We start from the raw sequence: 12,267 nt of genomic DNA on the forward strand, positions 1-12,267 counted from the left end.
GCGCCCAGACCGCACCCGGATGCGCTATATGTGACTCAGGGCACAGTTGGGTGGGCGTACATGGGAATGCGAACTCGGGCGGGTCGGGCGGGCCTTGTCATCGTCGTCACGGTTGCCACCTCGGGGCTCGTCACGTCCGCGCTCGTCACCGCCGTGACACCCGGTGGCCCCGCGGCACCGCCCGCCCACGCGACACAGCCCGCCCACGCAGCGCCGGCCGTCCAGGCGACGTCGGCGACCACCGCGGTGGAGGACAATCCCCACGGCGAACGAGGCGGCGGGTTCTCCTCGTCCCTTCCCGTCGACAGTCAGGCATTGCGCCCGCTGCTCGACCGGGCCCGGGCCTCCGGCGCCGACCCCGCGAGCTACAGCACCCTGACCAGGCAGTACTGGCTCGCCGTAGGGGCGGAGAACGCCGGGATCGACCTGAACGACTGGGTTCCCGCCCGGGGACTGGAGGCCAACCTCGCCACGGTCGACAAGGTCTACGTCAACTACCTACGGCTGGCGAGCCTGGGACAGTTCCGGCCCCTGACTGTGCAGGCGGAGGTCGACGGGCGACACCTGACCGTCCACACTCCCCTGCCCGCCTTCAACTGGGCCGACCGCGAACCCCGCTGGGAGTACATCGAGCAGGAACTCGTGCCCCGGCAGCGCGAGCTGGTGCAGGACCGGCCCGCGGAGGCGCAGCGGGTGCTTGGCGTGGAGTTCCGGCAGCGCGCGGAGCAGAACCGGATACTGCAGCGACTGCCGGTGTTCCTGGCGGAGATGACCAGCGGCTGGGCGGTGGTGCCGGCCGAGCCGGAGTGAGATCGCGCGGGTAGCCGCGGGTAGCGACGGCGGCTGGTTGACGCCATGCCGACGGCGCGTCGTGCATACTCGCCGCATGCCTGAGCACCTGTTCGTGTACGGAACCCTCGCGCCGGGCCGGCCCAACGCCCATGTGCTCGCCGATGTGCCGGGCACCTGGCGGCCCGCGGTGATCTCCGGTTCGCTCGAGGCCCGGGGCTGGGGTGCTGCACAGGGGTTTCCCGGGATCGTGCTGGGAACCGACGGTGAGGTGGCCGGCCAGGTGTTCAGCTCACCGGAACTGCCCGAACACTGGGATCGGCTCGACGAGTTCGAGGGTGACGAGTACTCGCGCGTGACCGTGCGGGCACGGCTCGACGGGGGCGGAACCGTCGATGCGCAGGTGTACGCGCTACGCGACTGACACGGATTCGGACACGGTCATCGCAGGGCGATCCTGTGGTTCCACGACCGGGCCGTGCGCCACAGGCAGACCGCGGCGACCACCAGTATCACCACCACGCCAAACGGCATCACGTCGCTGCTGGAGGTGCCCGCCGTCATCTCGTCGAGGAGATGGAACGGGACGACCCCGAGCCGGTCGCCGTCTATGCCGATCCCGAACGGGATGGCCAGCAATCCGAGGAAGGTCACGACCTGGACGACGAGGTAGACGCCCACGAACACCACGATCGGGCCACCCGCACCGAGTCCGACGAGCCGCTTCTCATGCCCGATCGACACGGAGAAGTAGTAGAAGATCGGCCACACGCCGATGTAGGCGAGGAGTAGAAGTGCGGCCCCGACGAGCATCCATGCGGGCATGACCCCGGTGGCCTGCTGCCAGAGTTCGCGCGGACCGGGCGGTGCGGCCTCCAGTGTCCACTCCGCCACCTGCCGGATGAGCAGCCCCATGACCACCGCCCACACCAGAGCTACGAGGCTGGCGAGGGCGCTCCACGCCAGCTTCGCGCGGAACACGGTGCCACCCCGGATCGGCAGCGAGTGTGTGAAGTAGCCGGTGCGCCCGAACCCCGAACGCCAGAAGTCGGCGGCGAGCAGGAGCTGCGTGGCCGGGACGAGGAGGCACACTCCCCCGATGGACACGATCAGTCCGAAGGTGGCGAGGATCGACCCGAGAGGGAGAAGGAGGCAGCCGAGGAGCACCACGAGGGTGACGACGCCGGCGAGGGCCCCGAGCGGCGCGCGCGTGCGGAGCCACTCGTGCTTGAGCAGTGTGGTGGTCATCGGTACATCTCCCTGAAGATCTGGTCGAGACTGGCGGAGTGGTGCGCGCGCAGGTCGTCGGCGTCGCCCTGGGCGATCACGCGGCCGTGGCGCATCATCACCACGCCGTCGAGGAGCGGCTCGAGGTCGTGCACGAGGTGCGTCGAGATGAGCAGGAGCGAGTCCTCGTCGAGGCTGCGCAGCATGCCGTCGAGGATGAGCTGGCGCGCGGCCGGGTCGACGCCGGAGATCGGTTCGTCGAGCAGGAACACGCAGGCGTCGCGGGACATGGCGAGCGAGATCTGCACCTTCTCGCGCATGCCCTTGCTCATCTCCTTGAGCCGCGTGGACTCACTCAGGCCGAAGAAGCCGATGAGGTCCCGCGCTTTCTCCCGCTGGAAATCGGCGAAGAAGTCCGAATACAGGTCGAGGCAGTAGCTCACCCGCGCCGAGTCGGGAAGGAAGCTGGTGTCGGGCAGGAACGACACGAGCGCCTTGGACTCGGGACCGGGGGCGTGACCGGCGATGCTCACGTGACCGGAGTATCCGGCCAGGACACCGGCGAGGATCTTGAGCAGGGTGGTCTTGCCGCAGCCGTTCTCCCCGAGAAGGCCGACGATCTGCCCGGAACGGGCGGTCATCTCGAGACCGTCGAGTGCGCGGACCGCACCGTACTCCATGGTCAGGTCGCGCACGTCGATCAGCGGGGCGGACCCGGGTCCGGACTGTTCCGCGTCGTGGGCGGCGGTGTGATCGGTCATCTCAGCCTCCTCCGCCGGCCGGAACGTCAGTGGTGTGGTGCTCATTGCTGTCCCATCTCTCGTCGAGCAGCGTGCGGGCGCGGTCGCGGACCATCCCGAGACCGCGCACTCGTCGGATGAACTCGTCCGTGGCATCGGCGGCCAGCTCGGCGCGCACCGCGTCGATTCGCTCGTCGTCGCTGGTGACGAAGCGACCGGTCGCCCGTTCTGATCGACACAGTTCGAGTCGCTCGAGTTCGGCGAGCGCCCGTTGTGCCGTGTTGGGGTTGACGCCGAGGTCGGCGGCCAACTCCCGGACGCCGGGCATCTTCTCGCCCGCCGCCCACTCCCCCGTCACGATGCGCCGCGAGAACTCGCGGACGAGCTGCACCCAGATCGGGGACGAGGTGTCGAACTGCATCGCAGCACCCCTCCGTATCGCTGTATTAGTACCTTAATACAGTGACACTATGTGGGCGCCGAGTCAATAGCCGCAGCGTCACATGCCGCAGAGCCAATAGCTGGATGCCCCCTGGACCGGTTCCCGCCCGCGCGCCCGTGTCGTACCCAGGCGGTACAACATCGCCATGGGACCTGCATTCGGAGACGAACTCATCTGGATGGACGCCGTGACGTTGTACGAGGACGGTATGCACGCCGACGATGTGTGTCGGCGTTACGGCATCTCCCGCCGCACGCTCGCCAGGTGGTGCGACTGGTTCGACTTTCGCGCTACCTGGCCGAACCCCGACCGACAGCCGCCCGTCCCCTCCCCCGCCCCGGATTACGCGCCGACGCGTCGGCGACAAGTGAACGAACCGGTGGAGGCATCTCCGGAGAGATACGACGGACGCCTCCGGCCACCTGGTGGCGATTGTGCCGCCGTTGTTCGTCTCGCCTCGTGCTATCCGTTCTCAGCCTGCTCGGCGTGCGCGGCCTGCTCCGCCTCGTCAGCCAGGGCCTGGGCCACCGGCGCCTCGGTCTGGGCGGTGTTGCGCAGGAACCACACGCCGACCACGGTGACCAGCGAGATCACCGCACCAGCGATCAGTGCGTTGTGGACGCCGTTCATCTGAGCCGCCACGGCATCCTCGCCACTCTCGCCGCCGGCCACCTGACCGAGCGTCATCACGGTGATGAACAGGGCGGTGCCGGCCGCCGCGGCGACCTGCTGCAGTGTGGTGAGCAGCGCCGAGCCGTGGGAGTACAGATGCGGCTCGAGCGACCCCAGGGCCGAGGTCATGAGCGGCGAGAACAGCAGCGCGAGGCCGAACGTCAGTGTCACGTGGAAGACCACGACCGTGCCGAGCGAGGAGTCGGTACCGAGGGTCGTCATGCCCCACAGACCCGCCGAGGCCAGGATCGACCCGGGAATGATCAGCGGGCGCGGGCCGACCTTGTCGTAGAGGCGTCCCACGAACCAGCCGAGGACGCCCATGACCAGGCCGCCGGGCAGCAGCGCAAGGCCGGCCTCGAGCGTGGTCGAGCCCAGCACCTGCTGCATGTAGATCGGCAGCAGGATCAGCACGCCGAACAGCGACATCATGGCGATGAGCATGAGCACCAGGGCCACGGTGAAGGTGGGCGAGGCGAACGCCCGCACGTCGAGGAGAGCATTGCCCTTGAGCGCCAACTGGCGCCACACGAACACCGCGAGTGCGAGCACGCCGACGATCACCGGGATCCACGGGGAGACGAGCGCGTTGCCCATGGCGGCCTCGCCGATCGAGCTGAGACCGTAGATCAGGCCGGCGAAGCCGAGCGCCGACAGAACACCCGAGAGGATGTCCAGCGGGACATTGCGGTTCTCCGTGACGTTGCGGATCAGCGCGCCGCCGGCGATCAGTGCCAGCACAGCGATCGGCAGGACCGACCAGAACATCCAGCGCCAGCTCAGCGAGTCCAGCACCACGCCGCCGACCGTCGGCCCGATGGCGGGCGCCACGGCGATCACGATGGAGATGATGCCCATCGTCCGACCGCGGCGATCTGCGGGCACGACGTTGAGAACAGTGGTCATGAGCAGGGGCATCATGATCGCCGTGCCGACGGCCTGCACCACGCGCCCGGCGACGAGCATGGGGAACACCGTCGCGAGAGATGCCAGAACCGTACCGGCGGTGAACGTGCTCATCGCGATGACAAAGACGGTCCGCAGCGGGAACCGCACGAGCATCCACCCGGTGAACGGGATGACCACGGCCATCGTGAGCATGAAGGCCGTGGTGAGCCACTGCGCGGTGGCCGCGGTGACCTCGAACTCGGCCATCAGGTCGGGCAGCGCCACGGACATGATGGTCTCGTTGAGGATCACCACGAACGCGGCCGCGACGAGCAGCGAGATGAGCCTGATCGTGGCTGCGGGCAGTCGGGGGGATTCGGTACTGCTGCCGTGGTCGGCGGCAGTGGACTGAGACGTCACGGGTCGTCCTTATGAAATACGTACTACGGGAAAAGAGGACAAAGTCCGGGCGGCACGTCGCCGCGCACGGGAACCAGCGAACCCTACCCGACCACTCTTCCGCGACGCCCGTCAAGTGACGAGCGTTACCTCGCGTGAGCCGGTCGTGCAGAAGCAGCGCATGGCAGCAACGCGCACGGCCGAACGTCCCGGGGTCGACCGCCGGAGACTCCCCGCATACACGGCTGGCGAGACCACGATGCCGTTCGTGATCACCGTCATCCACGATCTGGATCTCGAGGTGCCGGCCGGCCGCCTCACCGCGATCGTCGGCGCGAACGCGTGCGGCAAGTCCACGCTGCTGCGGTCGATGTCGCGGTTGCTCACGCCGAGGGCGGGCCAGGTGCTGCTCGACGGCAAGAGAGTGCACCGGATGCCCGCCAAGGAACTCGCCCGCACGCTCGGCCTGCTCCCCCAGTCGCCCCTCGCGCCGGAGGGGATCACCGTGTCGGATTTGGTGGGGCGCGGCCGGAACCCGCACCAGGGGATGCTCTCGCGCTGGAGCAGGGACGACGACGAGGCGGTCGCCACCGCCCTCGAGGCCACCGGGTCCCTCGAACTGGCGGACCGGGCGGTCGATGAGCTCTCCGGCGGTCAGCGTCAGCGCGTGTGGATCGCGATGGCCCTGGCCCAGCAGACCGACTTGCTCCTGCTCGACGAACCGACGACCTTCCTCGACGTGGCGCACCAGGTGGAGGTGCTCGACCTGCTGGTGGACCTCAACCGTGATCGCGGGACGACCATCGTGATGGTCCTGCACGATCTCAACCTGGCCGCCCGCTACGCCGATCACCTGGTCGCGATCGCCGACGGCCGCGTGCACAGCGCCGGTCCGCCCGACGAGGTGCTCACCGCCAAGACGGTCCACGCGGTGTTCGGGCTCGAGTGCGAGGTGATCCCGGACCCCCCACGTCCGGCCGGCCGCTCATGCTGCCACTGGGGCGGCACGGGGTCCACACGTCCGACGCGCTGAGTATCTAGCCGGCTGCGCGGGCGTCGGGCCCGGGCCGCGCTCAGTCCCTCGGAGCACCCGCCCAGCCGGGTCCGCGAACGAGGTAGCTGGCGCGGTCCCGCCAGGTACGCGACCGGAACACGTCGCGGGCGATCGCGAACCACTCGTGCGTGGCGATCCGCAGCGGGTTGAACGTGTTGATGTTCGTGGTCAGGCCGTAGACGACCCGCTCCCCTTCGGGCTCGTAGGTCCCGAACAGCCGATCCCAGACGATGAGGATGCTGCCGTGATTGCGGTCCAGGTAGCGGCGGTTGCTGCCGTGGTGCACGCGGTGTGCCGAGGGCGAGTTGAACACCTTTTCCAGCGGCCCGATCGATCGCACGGCCTCGGTGTGGATCCAGAACTGGTAGATGAGGTTGACCGCCCGCGCGTCCTGCACGATCGCCGGCCGAACCCCCAGCAGCGACAGCAGCCCATACGGCACGGACACGGTCAGCGCCTCGGCCACCGGCTGGCGCAGTGCGGTCGACAGGTTGTAGCGCTCGCTCGAGTGGTGGACGACGTGCATGGCCCACAGCCACCGGCTCTCGTGCGACAGCCGGTGGTTGCAGTAGTAGATGAGGTCCCATCCGAGAATCGCAGCGGCGTACGCAAACGGCCCCGACCCCAGGTCGAGGGGGCTGCGGTCGAACAGTTTCTTGGCGGCGGTCTGCGCGCTCCACAACGTGGACGCGGTGACGACGGTCGAGGCGACCGCCGTGACCGCAGAAGCGCCGGTGATCCGGCGTAGTGCGGGCGGAAGCGCCGCGGCGGGCTCACCGGCCGGGGCCGGAGCCGGGCCGGATGACGACTCCGTCACCGACCCTGCCTCCAGTAGTCCGGTGCTGCGGTTTCGGCGGATTACATCGCCAGCGGTGGTCGCGGCGGCGGCGGCCACGGTCAGGCCCATGAGGACTTTGGCGTACCGGCCGGTTCGGGGGGTGAGCGGCGCCAGGACCTTGTCGGTGAGATACGGGGCGATCAGGCTCCCGATTCCCATCGACAGGCTGGCCAGGGTGTCGGCGAGTTCGTAGTCGCCGGCACGCGCGTCCGCGGCGGGGTGGCGCTTCTGCCACGCGTACTCGGCGACCATCGACCCGACGAACCCGGGGATCGCCAGCACTGTCAGATCCAGCTTCATGGCCACCTCGTAGTGACGTGGGACACGCATGCCGAAAGACCGACACCATCAACCGGAGCCTTTCGCCGCTCCCGACCGGGTGCTGGTCGCCGCCGCGCAGCCTCGTCGCGCTGCACCCATCGCGTGGTCGCACCGCCTCACGTTCTCCCAGGTCCGGCGTTCCGGAGAAAGTGATCTGCGACCACTCGGCGAACGGGACTCGCACAGTTGGCGACGGAAGCGGCCCTGGCGCCGGACGGGCGAGGTGACCTACTCCCGCGGGACCGTAGCGTAGGTGCCGTGACCACCCGGGAGCCGTCGTGCAGCCGCTGATCCGCGCGGCCAGCCTGCGCGGGTTCGACGCGCTCGTCACCGAACTCGGCGGCGACCCAGTCCGCCTTCTCGAGGCATTCGACATCGTGGCGGACGTCCTCGAACACGACGACGGACTGCTGTCGATCACCGCGCACGACCGGATGCTCGACGCCGCCGCGGCCGAGCTGCACTGCCCGGACCTGGGTCTGCGTCTGGCCGAGCGGCAGGACCTGACGATCCTCGGCCCGGTGGCCCGCGCGGTGAGCACGTCGGCCACCGCGACCGAGGCGCTCGACGCTGCCGCCCGCTTCCTGTTCGTGCACAGCCCGGTCCTGACCATCGGCGTGGACGACGACCCCTGGGACCGGCGCGGGGTCGTGGCGCTCACGTACCGCAAGGAGGTCTCCGAGTCGCCGTACTCGCCCCAGGCCGTCGAACTCGGTCTGGGCGTGTTTTACCGGGTCGCCGTGCAGTTGCTCGGCCGGTCCACCGGGTTGCGGTCGGTCGAGATCCCGCACGGGCCGCTGTCCCCGGTGAATCGATACCTCGACTTCTTCTCCGCGGACGTGAAGTTCGACCGGCCGGTGGCCGCCCTGTGCGTGGACGCCCGTGTGCTGGACTCGGTCTTCGAGACCGCGGACGAGGAGATCCGCCGGGCCGCGGTCGAGCACCTCGCCGGCGCCTACGCGGACCCCGCGGACTCGATCGCAACCCAGATCCGCCGGATCGTGAGCGAGAGCCTTCCCGGCCTCATCCCTTCACTGTCGGAGGTGTCGAGGACGCTTCATCTCCATCCGCGGACTCTTCAGCGGCGCCTCGTCGTCGTCGGCACGTCTTTCGGACAGATCATCGACGACCTGCGCCGCGACCGCGCGCACCGGTACATCACCACCACCGACCTGTCCTTCACACAGATCGCCGACCTGGTGGGCTTCGCCGAACAGGCCACGCTCAGCCACGCGGTGCGGCGGTGGTTCGGCGTCTCCCCCAGGCGGCTCCGCCACCAGGCCAGGTTGTCGCGCTGACACAAGTTTTCTGTCGGCGGCCGTCCGATCCTAGAACGATGACCACGCAGCAACACACCCCGCAGGCGGGCACCGCGACGACGCTCAAGGAGATCGGTGCCCGCGCCATCCCCGAGTTCGACGGGGTCCACGACATCTGGCCCCGCGGCGAGCGTCTCCGCGCGATCCGCGCCGCCGCGACCGAGTACAAGCAGCGCTTCGCCGCGCAGGGGCAGGTGCGCGCGGTGAAGTCCGTCGACGTGGCCGGTGCGCCGTACCCGGTCAACTACGCGTTCGACAACGCCGTGTCGGTGCCCAGCCTGCCGCTCATCACGATGATCAACCGCATGCTCGTGGTGCAGTACGACGATTTCAACGGCCGCCCCCGCACGCTGGTGTTCGAGCCGACCGTTCCCGCCGGCTCGGCCGAGGCGCCGTTCTACAACAACCTGCAGACGATGGTCGACAAGATCCCCGGCGGCCAGCTCGCCAGCAAGGTGATCCTCAAGTACTTCAACGAGCCGGACGTGGCGTTGGCCAAGGTGGGCCTGACGCCCGCGGACGTGGACTTCTGCACGTTCGACCACCTGCACGTGCAGGACCCGCGGATGATCCTCGGCTCCACCGAGACGATCCCCGGCGATTCCGCCCCGCGCGAACCGCTGTTCGGCGACGCGAGGATGCTCGTGCACCGCCGCGAGCTGGCGACCCTGCAGGACCTGCACCCGATGCAGTGGGCCTGGTACGTCGAGGACGGCCTCGGCGGCGTGGACCCGGGCAGGTTCGCACTCTTCGACGGCGACATCGAGCTCGGCCCCGGCATCGCGCTGTTGTGGACGCCCGGCCACACCGACGGCAACCACTCGCTGGTCATCAACACCCCGGACGGCGTGTGGGTGTCCTCGGAGAACGGTATCTCGCTGGACAACTGGCAGCCGGAACTGTCGAAGATCCCGGGCGTGCGCCGCTACCACGAGCAGTACGGCCGCGAGATCTGCCCCAACGCCAATACCCTCGAGGATGCGCTGGATCAGTACGACTCCATGATCAAGGAGAAGACCATGGCGGATACGTGCGCGGCCGATCCGCGTTGGCTGCAGATCCTGCCGTCGACCGAGCTGGCGCCGTGGAAGCGGTTCTGGCCCGTGGTGCCCACATATTGCCACGGCGGGATCTCGTACGGCCGCATCGAGTCGGGCCTGAAGGACGAGAAGTGACGACGACGAGAACACGTCCCGGCGCCCTCGTCACGGGTGCTGGCCGCGGGCTGGGCCGGGCGATCGCCGAGCTGCTGGCCGATCGCGGACACCTGGTCATGGTCACCGATCTCAGTGGCGAGGCCGCCTCCGCCGCGGCCGCGGAGATCGGGCGTGGGGCGCTCTGGGCCGAGGTCGACGTGCGCGAGCACACGCAGGTCGAGCGGGCGCGCGATGAGCTGATCGCCGCGGCCGGGTCGCTGGAGGTGTGGGTGAACAACGCCGGCGTGCTGGTCACGGGGCCGGCGTGGGAGCAGTCGGAGGAGCTGCGCAAGCTCCATATGGACGTCAACGCGCTGGGCACGATCAACGGCACGGTCGCGGCGATCGACGCGATGCGGGGCGGCGCCGGCTCGGGCCCCGGCGGCCACATCATCAACATCGCCTCGCTCGCCGGCATCTCGGCTGTTCCCGGTGAGGCCGTGTACGCGGCGTCCAAGCACGCGGTGATGGGATTCTCCAGCAGTACCGTGGCCGATCTGCGGCTCGCGGGAGTGTGCAACATCGACATCTCGTGCGTGTGCCCGGACGGCATCTGGACGCCGATGCTCCATGACAAACTCGACGATCCACAGGCGGCGCTGTCCTTCTCCGGCGTGCTGCTCCAACCCGAGGACGTGGTGAAGGCGGTCGGCACGGTGCTCGACAAGCCGCGCCCCGTCACGGCGATCCCGCATTGGCGCGGGGCGCTCGCCCGCCTGGGCGCCGCGTTCCCCAGTCTCGGCTCGGCGGCGCTGCCGCTGCTCGTGACGCAGGGGCGCCGGGTGCAGAAGAAGATGGTGGAGAAGAACGGACCCACACTGCGATGAGCGCACACACCAGTGACGTCGTCACCACCTACCGGTCCCCCAGCCCGACGTCGCGCGTCCTCTACTGGGGCTCCCGTGCGACCCTGCGGCACGTGTACCGGGCGTGGCCGTTGACAGAATCCGGCATCCGCGGACTCGCCGCAGTGGAACGGGGCTTCGCCCGGCTACCGCATGCGCCGGGCGTGGTCGTTGAGGCCAGCTCGCTCGGCGGTGTCCCGGCGGTCACCACGACGCCCCGGTCGGGCGCCGACGGGTCGGACGTGACGGTGCTGTACCTCCATGGCGGGGCGTTCGTGTTCTGCGGTCCGGGCACGCACGCCCGGCTGTGCTCGAGTCTCGCCGTCCACCTCGACGCCCCGGTCCACGCGGTGCGGTACCGCAAGCTGCCCGAGGTGGACCTGGCTGCGCTGATCGACGAGGTCTATTCGGCGTACCGCAGTCTGGCCGGGCAGCTTCCCGCGGGGCATCGGATCGTGGTGGCCGGGGATTCGGCCGGCGGGTTCCTCGCCGCCAAGATCTGCGAGCTTGCGGCGCTCGACGACGTACGGGCGCCCGCCGCGATGGTGGGGTACTCCCCGTTGTTCGATCTCGACCGCGAGGTCCGCGACGGATCGTGGTTCACGCGCGATGCCTACCAGCCCGCGGCGACCCTGCAGCGCGCTCAGGCGCTGTGGTCGCGCGGGCCGGCCGGCATCCGGGGCGAGCGGTCCATGCTCGAGGTGGACCCCGAGGCGTTCCCGCCCACACTCATCACGCTGGCTGCGGGCGAGTTGGTGGAGGACAGCGCGATCGCGCTGACCGAGCGTCTCCACGCGGCCGGGCGCACGGTGGAGACGCACCGCTGGTACACGGCCGTTCACGCCTTCCCCGTACTCGACGGCCTGGCACCGGAAAGCCGGCGAGCACGCGAACTGACGGTGGAGTTCCTGCGAAGGACACTGCCCCGCGTCGGGTAACCCGGCCGCCGACGGGAACCGCTCTGCCCACACAGAGAAGACACCACGATCGGGACCCCGATCGGCGACGTGCAGGCCCGCATCGTTGACGATTCCGGCGACCTGGTGCCCCCCGGAGCCGAGGGCGAACTCCAGCTCCGCGGGACGTGTGTGGCGGACGGCTACTGGGACATGCCCGCCGAGACCCGGAGCACGTTCCTGCCCGACGGGTGGCTGGCCACCGGCGACATGGGCACCATGACGGGGGACGGCCACATCACCATCCGCGGACGCAAGAAGGAGATGTACGTCCGGGGTGGCTACAACGTGTACCCGGCCGAGATCGAGAACGTCCTGTCCACCCACCGGTCGGTCGCCCTGTGCGCCGTGATCGGGTACCCGGACCCGACTTTCGGGGAGAAGGGCTGCGCGTTCATTGTCCCCGCACCCGGCCAGGTGGTGGACATCGATGAGCTGCGCGGCCTGTGCACGCAGCAGCTGGCCGCGTACAAGGTCCCGGACCAGTTCGAGGTGGTGGACTCGTTGCCCATGACCCCGGCCGGAAAGATCAGGAAATCCGAGCTCACGTGGGGGCCGCCCGCGCAGTGACGGGCAGTCCG

12 protein-coding genes and 3 pseudogenes are annotated in these 12,267 nt (G+C 69.3%); 10 read left to right on the top strand and 5 right to left on the bottom strand.

What is annotated here, in order from left to right:
• The first annotated feature begins 60 nt into the window (after nt 1-60).
• On the top strand, nt 61-810 hold the full coding sequence (locus tag OPF83_RS12230) for a hypothetical protein (RefSeq protein WP_264887741.1): 750 nt from the start codon (nt 61-63) through the stop codon (nt 808-810).
• A 76-nt stretch (nt 811-886) separates the two neighbouring features.
• Nucleotides 887-1,213 (top strand): gamma-glutamylcyclotransferase family protein, encoded by a 327-nt coding sequence (locus OPF83_RS12235; RefSeq protein WP_264887742.1) that lies wholly within the window; start codon nt 887-889, stop codon nt 1,211-1,213.
• Nucleotides 1,214-1,230: 17 nt separating this feature from the next.
• On the opposite strand, the gene OPF83_RS12240 is transcribed toward OPF83_RS12235, so the two are convergent.
• The 3 genes from OPF83_RS12240 to OPF83_RS12250 are packed head-to-tail and all read right to left on the bottom strand — an operon-like array spanning nt 1,231 to nt 3,177.
• Nucleotides 1,231-2,037: a hypothetical protein gene (locus OPF83_RS12240; RefSeq protein WP_264887743.1), complete on the bottom strand. Its 807-nt coding sequence runs from the start codon at nt 2,035-2,037 to the stop codon at nt 1,231-1,233.
• Complete coding sequence (locus tag OPF83_RS12245; RefSeq protein ID WP_264887744.1) at nt 2,034-2,777, bottom strand: ABC transporter ATP-binding protein; 744 nt, start codon at nt 2,775-2,777, stop codon at nt 2,034-2,036. The genes OPF83_RS12240 and OPF83_RS12245 overlap by 4 nt, the downstream gene beginning before the upstream one ends.
• Before the next feature lies 1 nt (nt 2,778).
• On the bottom strand, nt 2,779-3,177 hold the full coding sequence (locus OPF83_RS12250; RefSeq protein ID WP_264887745.1) for a GntR family transcriptional regulator: 399 nt from the start codon (nt 3,175-3,177) through the stop codon (nt 2,779-2,781).
• Nucleotides 3,178-3,376: 199 nt separating this feature from the next.
• Here OPF83_RS12250 and OPF83_RS17530 point away from each other — a divergent pair.
• A pseudogene (locus OPF83_RS17530) lies at nt 3,377-3,493 on the top strand (helix-turn-helix domain-containing protein); the annotation flags it as partial.
• Nucleotides 3,494-3,660: 167 nt separating this feature from the next.
• On the opposite strand, the gene OPF83_RS12255 reads toward OPF83_RS17530, so the two are convergent.
• Nucleotides 3,661-5,178, bottom strand: coding sequence for an MDR family MFS transporter (locus OPF83_RS12255; protein WP_264887746.1), 1,518 nt, complete (start codon nt 5,176-5,178; stop codon nt 3,661-3,663).
• Between the two features lie 238 nt (nt 5,179-5,416).
• Between OPF83_RS12255 and OPF83_RS12260 the strand changes: the two are divergent.
• Nucleotides 5,417-6,198 (top strand): annotated as a pseudogene (locus OPF83_RS12260) (ABC transporter ATP-binding protein).
• Nucleotides 6,199-6,230: 32 nt separating this feature from the next.
• Here the strand turns inward: OPF83_RS12260 and OPF83_RS12265 are convergent.
• The gene (locus OPF83_RS12265; protein ID WP_264887747.1) at nt 6,231-7,379 is read right to left on the bottom strand and encodes a sterol desaturase family protein; all 1,149 of its coding nucleotides are present in this window, start codon (nt 7,377-7,379) and stop codon (nt 6,231-6,233) included.
• A gap of 269 nt (nt 7,380-7,648) precedes the next feature.
• Between OPF83_RS12265 and OPF83_RS12270 the strand changes: the two genes are divergently transcribed.
• The 6 genes and pseudogenes from OPF83_RS12270 (at nt 7,649) to OPF83_RS12290 (ending at nt 12,256) form a co-directional block, all read left to right on the top strand.
• Nucleotides 7,649-8,668: an AraC family transcriptional regulator gene (locus OPF83_RS12270; RefSeq protein WP_264887748.1), complete on the top strand. Its 1,020-nt coding sequence runs from the start codon at nt 7,649-7,651 to the stop codon at nt 8,666-8,668.
• A gap of 38 nt (nt 8,669-8,706) precedes the next feature.
• The gene (locus OPF83_RS12275; RefSeq protein WP_264887749.1) at nt 8,707-9,864 is read left to right on the top strand and encodes a hypothetical protein; all 1,158 of its coding nucleotides are present in this window, start codon (nt 8,707-8,709) and stop codon (nt 9,862-9,864) included.
• Nucleotides 9,861-10,712, top strand: a complete 852-nt coding sequence (locus OPF83_RS12280) for an SDR family oxidoreductase (protein ID WP_264887750.1) — start codon at nt 9,861-9,863, stop codon at nt 10,710-10,712. The genes OPF83_RS12275 and OPF83_RS12280 overlap by 4 nt, the downstream gene beginning before the upstream one ends.
• Complete coding sequence (locus OPF83_RS12285) at nt 10,709-11,668, top strand: alpha/beta hydrolase (RefSeq protein ID WP_264887751.1); 960 nt, start codon at nt 10,709-10,711, stop codon at nt 11,666-11,668. Before OPF83_RS12280 ends, OPF83_RS12285 begins: the two co-directional genes overlap by 4 nt.
• A 45-nt stretch (nt 11,669-11,713) precedes the next feature.
• Nucleotides 11,714-11,824: pseudogene (locus OPF83_RS17535) on the top strand (AMP-binding protein); the annotation flags it as partial.
• Between the two features lie 15 nt (nt 11,825-11,839).
• Nucleotides 11,840-12,256, top strand: a complete 417-nt coding sequence (locus tag OPF83_RS12290) for a class I adenylate-forming enzyme family protein (RefSeq protein ID WP_375546264.1) — start codon at nt 11,840-11,842, stop codon at nt 12,254-12,256.
• Nucleotides 12,257-12,267: the final 11 nt, after the last annotated feature.

The sequence above is a fragment of the Dietzia sp. NCCP-2495 genome (assembly GCF_026011735.1).
Classification (GTDB): Bacteria; Actinomycetota; Actinomycetes; order Mycobacteriales; family Mycobacteriaceae; genus Dietzia.

Bases quoted from the DNA above. Each gene is read 5' to 3' on its own strand.
- OPF83_RS12230 (WP_264887741.1), top strand. From the start codon at position 61: ATGGGAATGCGAACTCGGGCGGGTCGGGCGGGCCTTGTCATCGTCGTC.
- OPF83_RS12235 (WP_264887742.1), top strand. From the start codon at position 887: ATGCCTGAGCACCTGTTCGTGTACGGAACCCTCGCGCCGGGCCGGCCC.
- OPF83_RS12240 (WP_264887743.1), bottom strand. From the start codon at position 2,037: ATGACCACCACACTGCTCAAGCACGAGTGGCTCCGCACGCGCGCGCCG.
- OPF83_RS12245 (WP_264887744.1), bottom strand. From the start codon at position 2,777: ATGACCGATCACACCGCCGCCCACGACGCGGAACAGTCCGGACCCGGG.
- OPF83_RS12250 (WP_264887745.1), bottom strand. From the start codon at position 3,177: ATGCAGTTCGACACCTCGTCCCCGATCTGGGTGCAGCTCGTCCGCGAG.
- OPF83_RS12265 (WP_264887747.1), bottom strand. From the start codon at position 7,379: ATGCGTGTCCCACGTCACTACGAGGTGGCCATGAAGCTGGATCTGACA.
- OPF83_RS12275 (WP_264887749.1), top strand. From the start codon at position 8,707: ATGACCACGCAGCAACACACCCCGCAGGCGGGCACCGCGACGACGCTC.
- OPF83_RS12285 (WP_264887751.1), top strand. From the start codon at position 10,709: ATGAGCGCACACACCAGTGACGTCGTCACCACCTACCGGTCCCCCAGC.
- OPF83_RS12290 (WP_375546264.1), top strand. From the start codon at position 11,840: ATGCCCGCCGAGACCCGGAGCACGTTCCTGCCCGACGGGTGGCTGGCC.